At 64.3% G+C, this 8,258-nt stretch carries 9 protein-coding genes and 1 pseudogene; 3 read left to right on the top strand and 7 right to left on the bottom strand.

What is annotated here, in order from left to right; all coding sequences use genetic code 11:
- Positions 1–191: 191 nt before the first annotated feature.
- A pseudogene (locus EN780_RS21550) lies at positions 192–832 on the top strand (MBL fold metallo-hydrolase).
- Between the two features lie 93 nt (positions 833–925).
- On the opposite strand, the gene EN780_RS21545 reads toward EN780_RS21550, so the two are convergent.
- The 3 genes from EN780_RS21545 to EN780_RS21535 form a co-directional block, all read right to left on the bottom strand.
- Complete coding sequence (locus tag EN780_RS21545; RefSeq protein ID WP_127286567.1) at positions 926–1,354, bottom strand: BA14K family protein; 429 nt, start codon at positions 1,352–1,354, stop codon at positions 926–928.
- Between the two features lie 194 nt (positions 1,355–1,548).
- Complete coding sequence (locus EN780_RS21540) at positions 1,549–1,761, bottom strand: cold-shock protein (protein ID WP_006202521.1); 213 nt, start codon at positions 1,759–1,761, stop codon at positions 1,549–1,551.
- A 350-nt stretch (positions 1,762–2,111) separates the two neighbouring features.
- Positions 2,112–2,324 (bottom strand): cold-shock protein, encoded by a 213-nt coding sequence (locus tag EN780_RS21535; protein ID WP_006202520.1) that lies wholly within the window; start codon positions 2,322–2,324, stop codon positions 2,112–2,114.
- Between the two features lie 512 nt (positions 2,325–2,836).
- Between EN780_RS21535 and EN780_RS21530 the strand changes: the two genes are divergently transcribed.
- Both EN780_RS21530 and EN780_RS21525 read left to right on the top strand, forming a co-directional pair.
- Positions 2,837–3,241: a Kazal-type serine protease inhibitor gene (locus EN780_RS21530; RefSeq protein WP_128275261.1), complete on the top strand. Its 405-nt coding sequence runs from the start codon at positions 2,837–2,839 to the stop codon at positions 3,239–3,241.
- 239 nt (positions 3,242–3,480) lie between these two features.
- Positions 3,481–5,115: a sulfotransferase gene (locus tag EN780_RS21525; protein WP_128275260.1), complete on the top strand. Its 1,635-nt coding sequence runs from the start codon at positions 3,481–3,483 to the stop codon at positions 5,113–5,115.
- Between the two features lie 145 nt (positions 5,116–5,260).
- On the opposite strand, the gene EN780_RS21520 is transcribed toward EN780_RS21525, so the two are convergent.
- The 4 genes from EN780_RS21520 to EN780_RS21505 all read right to left on the bottom strand — a co-directional run bounded on the left by EN780_RS21520 (position 5,261) and on the right by EN780_RS21505 (position 7,999).
- Complete coding sequence (locus tag EN780_RS21520; RefSeq protein WP_127286564.1) at positions 5,261–5,614, bottom strand: DUF1428 family protein; 354 nt, start codon at positions 5,612–5,614, stop codon at positions 5,261–5,263.
- 10 nt (positions 5,615–5,624) lie between these two features.
- Positions 5,625–6,053 (bottom strand): glyoxalase/bleomycin resistance/extradiol dioxygenase family protein, encoded by a 429-nt coding sequence (locus EN780_RS21515; RefSeq protein ID WP_127286563.1) that lies wholly within the window; start codon positions 6,051–6,053, stop codon positions 5,625–5,627.
- 123 nt (positions 6,054–6,176) lie between these two features.
- The gene (locus EN780_RS21510) at positions 6,177–6,365 is read right to left on the bottom strand and encodes a hypothetical protein (protein ID WP_128275259.1); all 189 of its coding nucleotides are present in this window, start codon (positions 6,363–6,365) and stop codon (positions 6,177–6,179) included.
- Between the two features lie 107 nt (positions 6,366–6,472).
- Positions 6,473–7,999, bottom strand: coding sequence for an ABC-F family ATP-binding cassette domain-containing protein (locus tag EN780_RS21505; RefSeq protein ID WP_128275258.1), 1,527 nt, complete (start codon positions 7,997–7,999; stop codon positions 6,473–6,475).
- Between the last annotated feature and the right edge of the window lie 259 nt (positions 8,000–8,258).

Genomic DNA, 8,258 nt, shown 5'->3' with positions numbered 1-8,258 from the left:
GGCGGCGCCATCCTGACCGGCATCATCGGCGCGGTCCTGAATGCGATGAAGAAATAGGCCTGCCGGGTTCGGGCTTTTCGCATGGGCGGCTTCGGCCGCCCATTTGTTTTCGGCTCATCGAGATCGTCACTGCCGGTGGACGCCGTTCGCATGTGCCTCTACATCGGAGAAGACACAGCGAAAGGACAATCATGGGTCAGCTCAACGCCGGCATCGTGCCGGTCACGCCCTTCCAGCAGAACTGCACGATCCTCTTCGACATGGACGACAGACAGGGAGTCGTCGTCGACCCCGGCGGCGATGTCGACAAGGTGCTGGCGGTGCTGAAGGACAATGACATCAGGGCTGGCGCTATCTGGATCACCCATGGCCATATCGACCATGCCGGAGGCGCGATGGAACTGAAGGAGGCGCTCGGCGTCGATATCATTGGCCCGCACGAGGCCGACAGGCCGCTGCTCGCCAACCTCGAAAACCAGGCCAAGCGCTTCGGCATCACCGACGCGGTGCGCAACTGCGTGCCGGACCGCTTCCTCGCCGAGGGCGAGGCGGTCTCGTTTGGGGAGCATGTCTTCGAGGTCCTGCATTGCCCCGGCCACGCGCCGGGCCACGTCGTCTACTTCAACCGCGCGGCCAAGTTCGCCCATGTCGGCGACGTGCTGTTTCGCGGCTCGGTCGGGCGAACCGACCTGCCCGGCGGCGACCACGCCGCGCTGATTGCTTCGATCAAGGACAAGCTTCTGCCGCTCGGCGACGACATCGGCTTCATCTGCGGCCACGGCCCGGCGGCCGCTTCGGCGAGGAGCGCCGCACCAATCCGTTCCTGACCTGAATCTCAACACCCCCTGGGTGAGCGCCTAAAGGACCCCAAACAAAAAAGCGCTGGCCTTGCGGTCAGCGCTTTCTTGTTTGGGGCAGGGAAGCCTCAGTTGGCGACGCAGAAGTGCTGCTCGCCATCATTGCCGGTGAAGGTACCGGTGCGGGAATTGAAGGTGCGATAGCGGTCCGAGCAGTATTCGTACCAGGCACGGGTCCACGGTTCCGCATAGCGGTCGGCATAGACGACGCGCGGCTGCGCATAATAGCGGCGAACCGGAGCCGGCCGCACATAGCGGTAGTCATAGTCGTCGTAGCCCGGCTCGTAATAGCTGTTGTAGCGAGGCTGCGGGTTGCTCAACGCGCCGGCGATCAGGGCGCCGGCAGCAAGGCCGACAACGCCGGCGGCGAGGGCGTCGTTGTGGTTGTGATGGTGACGGCGCCAGCGCCAGTCATCGGCATTGGCCGCCGGCAAGGTGGCCAATATGGTCGCGGCGATGCCGGTGGACAGAATGGCGGTCTTGAGAATTCGGTTCATTTCGGTCTCCTTCGCGCCGGCCCGTGTACTTTCGGGGGGATGCGGACCGGCTTTAGCAAAGGTTAATAAGAGACCGTGGCTGAACGGAGGCTGAACGAAATCCGGCCTGACATTTCGATTGCTTGCGCAAAACCATAGACCCGGCGAGAGCGGACCCGCCTCATCAGTCTCCGCCAGGTCTGTCCTGAACCGGCTCAGCCGATCGACAGGTTGACGGCCTTCGGACCCTTGCCGCGCTTGTCCGGCTCGGTGTCGAATGTCACTTTCTGCCCATCCTCAAGACCGGGAAGACCCGACGCCTGCACGGCCGAAATATGGACGAAGACATCCTTCGCGCCATCGTCCGGCGTGATGAAGCCGAAGCCTTTGGCATGATTGAAGAACTTGACGGTGCCGGTCTGCGGCATGGGAAGCTCCTTATGATCCCATAAAGTCCAGTTTCGGGCCGGCAAATGCCCGAGTGGAAATTTGTCCTTTATTTTAGCGCTATCGGCAAGAGAAAGTTTTTGCCCCGCCCGGCAGGCATTTTGGCAGCGCTTTGCGTCCGCCGCGCTTCGCGTGCCGTGATCCAAATTGTCGTTTTGGTGCACGCCGTTAGCCGAATGCCCGGTACCGTTCGGCGAGCCCTCCACCGGGCATGGAAAAGGCGCGACGGTGACCGTCGCGCCTTCGAGAATTCAGCCCGGCTCGGAAGCCGGTTCACGACCTTGCAGCGCGCCATCGCTCCTCCGCGCGGGCGATGCCTCAGATCGATCGATCAGGCAGCGCGGAGATTGACCGCCTTCGGACCCTTGCCCATGCGGTCGGGCTCGACGTCGAAGGTGACCTTCTGGCCGTCGACCAGGGTGCGCAGGCCCGAAGCCTCGATCGCCGAGATATGGACGAACACATCCTTGGCGCCGCCGTCAGGCGTGATGAAGCCGAAGCCTTTGGTGGCGTTGAAAAACTTTACGGTGCCGGTCTGGGCCATTGGGGGAAACTCCTCTCACCCGTGTCAGTCATATGGTTTGCCCGCCGCTGGCGCCTTGGGCATGTCCCGGTGGTTGCTTCGGCAGTCATGCATTGGCGCATGGTCAAACCCCCCGCCGAAAAACGGGGCCGTCAGAGATTCACAGTATCGGGGAAAGGTCGTCCAAAACGTTCCGCTCTCCGGGTCGCAAATGCCCGAACACGGAATTTATCGCACGGAAACGTGATGGTTGCAAGACAGCGCCGCGGGTGGGCCCGATGGGCGCCCCCGACGCAGCGCTTCGATAGACCCGGCCCCATGCCCCGGTCATCGGCCAGAGCCCGGCCACGCATGGGCCAGCGGCCCCTCGCCGGTGGCCGGACGGCGCCAGCGGCGGCGCCATTTCGTCCGCAAACGGGGGTTGCATTTGTCGGAGGAATGGCGAGGATCGGCAGGCGCGTTTTGCGCCGAAGCGGGGGTCATTGCACTCTGATTTGCGCATGCTGTTCGTACCCATGCGCCGGGAGGTATTCATGAGATTTATTGCGACGCTTTTCTCGCGACAGGGCTTTGCTCTCCTGTTCCTGTCGGCACTTCTAGCAGCCTGCACGGTGGTGGTTGACGACGGTCCTGGACCGCGGCCGCCAAGGCCGGAGCCGCAATTCTGCACCAGGGAGTATGAGCCGGTCTGCGCCCGCCGCGGCGGCGACCGCCAGACCTTCGCCAATGCCTGCCTTGCCGACCGGGCCGGGTATCGCATCGTGCGCGATGGCCCATGCCGCGACGGCGGTGGGGGCGGCGGTGGCGACGAGCCGACATTCTGCACCCGCGAATACGCTCCGGTCTGCGCCCGCCGCGGTGGCCAACTGCGCACCTTCCCGAATGGATGCGAGGCCCGCGCCGCGGACTATCGCATCATCGGTGACGGTCCATGCTGAGCAAGCAAGGCCTTGTCGTCGCGAGCGGCGGGGCCTTGCGGCGGCAGATCCCATCTCCTTTTTGCCGAGGAGATGGGCATCTCCATCCGCGACCGGCGAAGCCGTTGCGTCTTGAAACTGCCGGCCGCATGGCTTAGGTCCGGCAAGCGGACAAACACGGCAGGTTTCCCATCACCAGAGATCCAAGACGAGGCGCGGGTTCCAGCCCTGGCGGGCAGACGCTGGGGCTCGATCAGCGCGTGCAGCAGGCGCTGCAACTGCATCAGGCCGGCCGCCGGCAAGAGGCGGAGATTCTCTACCGCCAGGTGCTGGCGCAAAAGGCGAACCATGCCGCGGCCGCGCATTTCCTCGGGCTTCTGCTGCACCAGACCGGGCGCGGCGAAGAGGGGCTGGCGCTGATCGAGCAGTCGGTGCGCCTGCAGCCCGGCAATCCCGATTTCCTCAACAATCTGGGCACCGTGCTGCGCGACCTCGGCCGCGTCGCGGCTGCGGTCGATTGGTTCCGCAAGGCGGTGACGTTGCGGCCGGACCAGCTGGCGGTGCGCGACAATCTCGGCTCGGCGCTGAAGCAGCTCGGCCAGTTCGAGGGCGCAGAAGACATCTATCGCGGCACGATCGGCCGCAATCCATTCCATGTGCGCGCCCGCATCGGGCTGGCCGAGACGCTGCAGGAGGCGGGGCGGCTGGACGAGGCGATCGCGGTGTTCCGCGAGGCGCTGGCGATCCGGCCGAAGGACGCCGACCTGCTGTACGGACTGGGCGTCGGCATGATGGAGAAGGGCAAGCTGGACGAGGCGGCCGATCTCGCCCGGCAGGCGCTGGCGATCGCTCCCGCCATGGCAAGGGCATGGCTGCTGCTGACGCAGGTCAAGCGCCAGACCGAGCGCGACGCCGAACTCGTCGGCATGGAGGCGCAGCACGCCAAGGCGCCGCAGGGAAGCCTGGCGCGCATGCAGCTTTCCTTCGGCCTCGGCAAGGCCAATGACGACCTCAAGGATTATCCCCGCGCCTTCGACTATTTCGCCGAGGGCAATGCCATCCGCCGCACCGGCATCGACTACGATCCGGCGAGGACGCGCGATGAATTCGAGGCGATGAAGGCGACGTTCGATAGGGCGTTCTACGAAAAGCACAAGCCAAGTTCGATCGCCGACGACACGCCGATCTTCGTCGTCGGCATGCCGCGTTCCGGCACCACGCTGGTCGAGCAGATCATCGCCAGCCATCCGCAGGTCTTTGGCGCGGGTGAGCTCAGCATCCTGAAGACGGCGGTCGGCAAGCAGTTTCCGCTCACCATGAAGGGCGGCTTTCCGCAAGGCATCGCCGACATGCCCGACAAGGCCTTCGGCGAAGCGGGCGAGGCCTATCTCGATATGCTGCATGCCCGCTATCCGGGCTTCCGCCATGTCACCGACAAGATGCCCGGCAACTTCCTGCTGGTCGGCTTCATCCATCTGATGCTGCCGCAGGCGAAGATCATCCATTGCGCGCGCGATGCGGCGGCCACCTGCCTGTCGATCTACAAGGTGCATTTCCGCGGCGACAGCCACCGTTACGGCTACGATCTCGGTGAGCTCGCCGACTTCCACAATCTCTATGCCGACATCATGGCGCATTGGCGCAACGTGCTGCCCGGCGTCGTTCACGATGTGCGCTACGAGGATTTCGTTGCCGACCAGGAAGGGCAGACGCGGGCGCTGATGGCGCATCTCGGCCTGCCCTGGGACGACAAGGTGCTGTCCTTCCACGAGACCGACCGTCCCGTGCGCACGGCCTCGGCCGCCCAGGTGCGCCAGCCGATGTACCAGGGCTCGGTCGACCTTTGGAAGCGTTATGGGGACAGGCTGAAGCCGCTGCTGGACAAGCTTGGCTGATATTGAGGTGAGGCCGGCCTGCGAACGGCGGCTCCCTGCGCTTCCGGTGCTCACGTACGTTAAGTACGCTCCGCTCCGGTTCTCGGGAACCGCCATTCTCGACTCGGCCTGACCTCAATCTCAACCCAGCTTGGGGCCGAGCTCCTCAAAGCTCGATGAACGTCTGGAAACCGCCGAAGATCATGCGCTTGCCGTCGAACGGCATTGTCGGCCAATCGGCCTTCAGCCGCTCGTCGACCATTATCTTCGCCATCACTTCGTCGCGCCGTTTTCGCGACTCGTAGACAACCCATGCAAAGACGACGACTTCGTCGTCCTTGGCCTGCACGGCGCGCGGGAACGAGGTGAGCTCGCCATAGGGCACGTCGTCGCCGATGCATTCGACATAGGAAAGCGCGCCGTACTCCATCCAAATGGTGCCTGCTTGCCCGGCCATCTTCTTATAGGCGTCGAGATTTGCCTTGGGGACGGCGAGAACGAAACCATCGACATAGGACATCGTGCTTCTCCTATGCCTTCTTGACAGGCGCGTTCATCGCCCATTCGACACCGAACGGATCGCGCATGTTGCCCCACTGGTCGCCCCAGAACATCACCTGCAGCGGCATGACGACCTCGCAGCCGGCGTCGACGGCGCGCTTCCACCAGGCCTCGATGTCGTCGCTGCCGAGATGGAGCTGCATCGTGTAGCCCTGCGGCTTCACCGGCGACATGCCGTGCTCGGGATAGAAGTCGGAGATCATCAGCGTCGAGCCGTTGATGTGGAGATGGATGTGCATGGTGCGGCCCTGCTCATCCGGCGGATAGAAGAACACCTGCTCGGCGCCGAAGGCCTTCTTGTAGAATTCGGCGGCCTTGAAGGCGCCGTCGAGCTGCAGATAGGGGGTCAATCCACCGAGCACTTTGGCGGCCGGCTGAACGGGGGTCTGGTCGGTCATTTTCTGCTCCTCTTTGCGTTTTGGTCTGACCTTGCGAACCACAGGACGAACGAGGCGGCCGCGATCCTACACGGGTCTCGGATTCTTTTCGAACCGCCGAAACTGCGCCGGGCTGGTCGCCTGTCAAATCACCCTGGCCGAGCAGGTCGCAGCGCCGGCGCGACGGCTGTACTGCACGTCGAAGATTTCCGGAACGCCGATGTCCTTGCGCAGTTCGGCAGGGAGCGAAAGCAGGATACGCTCGCTGCGGTAGCGGGCGCGCGTCGCCGCGTACCGGGTTGCGATGCGACCGATGGATGACAGGACCGACATGATGAATTCTCCCTGGTTGATGCCGGCATCATTGTGTCGGCACCCCAAGGACGTGGCGCGTCCCGGCTATCCGACAGATCGCCGGGATTTTTTCGACCGGAGACTTTTCAGTTACCCCACTCGGCCACCGCGCAGAAGAAATCCTCGGGGTCGTCGACCTCGGTCAGGCGGCGTTTCTCGATCAGCCAGAAGCGGTTGCCGACGGCGCGGATGAAGGCGCGGTCGTGCGAGGCGAGAACGCAGCTCGCCTGATGCGCCAGCAGTTCCGCCTCCAGCGCTTCCTGACCGTCGATGTCGAGATGGTTGGTCGGCTCGTCGAGCAGGTAGAAATTCGGATTGGCGAGCCTGAGCGCCAGCATCACCAGCCGGGCCTTCTGACCGCCCGACAAGAGCCCGATCCGGCGCGCCTGCATGTCGATGCCGACGCCGGCGCCGGCGAGCAGCGAACGGGCGCGTTGTTCGCCAATGTCGAATTTGCGCGTCACCATCGCCAGCGGCGTGTCGTCGCCGCTCATGCCCGACAGAGCCTGATCGCTGTAGCCGAGCACCGTCGACGGCGTCACCTTCACATTCCGCACGCTTTCCGGCTCGGCGACGGCGTTGCGGAGCAGGGTGACGAAGCGCGACTTGCCGACCCCGTTGCGGCCGAGCAGCACGATGCGGTCGCCCTGGCAGATGTGACGCTTGCCGGTCCGGAACAGCAGCGTGCCGTCAGGTGTTTCCACTGCCGCGTCGTCGAGCGTGATCAAGACCTTGGCGTGGGTGCCGCTGTTGGCGAGCCTGATGGCGCCTGCCGAACGCTCGCGATGCGCCGGCATGGCCGCCTCTTCCAGCTTCTCCGCCCGCTGGTTGAGCTGCTTGGTCTTGACGGTCAGCAGGTCGCTGCCCGAATTGATGCCGATGTTGTGGAGCTTGGCCGCCTGGCGGCGGAGTTGCTGGGCGATCTTCATGTCGCGCTCGAACTTGCGCGCCGTCGAGGCATCGACGTCATCGAGCGCCTCGCGCGCCCGCGAATAGGGCAGCGAGAACACCGGCGACTGCTCCGGGCGCAGGAACAGCGTGCGATTGGTGGTGGCGTCGAGGAAAGCGCGATCGTGGCTGGCGATGATGACCGGCACCTCGCGCGGCAGCGCGTTCAGCCAGTTTTCCAGCTGGCCGATTTTCGCCAGGTCGAGATGGTTGGTCGGCTCGTCGAGCAGGAGCACGTCCGGATCGGTGACCCAGACGCGGGCGATCAGCGCCAGCCGCTGCCAGCCGCCGCTCAAAGCGCGCATCGCCCTTTCGCGCATCGGCTCCGGCACGTCGAGGGAGTCGAGAACTACATCGACCCGCCACAGCTCACTATCGGCCTGGTCGGGCGGCAAGGCATCGGCCACCACTTGATGGAAGGTCCGATCGAGAAGCGCGTCGGGGACTGATTGCTCGACATGGCCGACGCGCAGGCCGCGCGACCGGGTGATGTCGCCGCTGGTGGCTTCCAACTCGCCGGTCAGGCATTTGAGCAAGGTGGATTTGCCGCGGCCGTTAGCGGCGACGATGCCGAGCCGGTCGCCGGCGGCGATGGTGAGGTCGAGATTGGAAAACAGCGGCGCACTCATGGTGACGCCGAGGGATTTGAGGCTGATCAGGGCCATAACGATTTTCTCTGGTCTTGCCGGGAACCGGCTGATGCACTTTGACGGTCCGCTGGCTGATCAACGGATCAGCTTAGCGGCACCACGAAGGGCAGACCAAAAATCGAAACGGGAAAACCCGGACCGTCCGGTCAGCCCTGCAAGCAAGCTCGCAGGGCGCAAATCGGGCCACGCTGACGATGGTGATCGATAAACACGCAGCCCTCCTTTCTGGACGTTCGAGTAGGGAGATTGGGTACACCGGGGGAGGGGCGGATCT

Source organism: Mesorhizobium sp. M4B.F.Ca.ET.089.01.1.1 (genome assembly GCF_004022605.1).
Taxonomy (GTDB): Bacteria; Pseudomonadota; Alphaproteobacteria; order Rhizobiales; family Rhizobiaceae; genus Mesorhizobium; species Mesorhizobium abyssinicae.
This window is presented reverse-complemented; position numbering and strand designations above follow the sequence as displayed.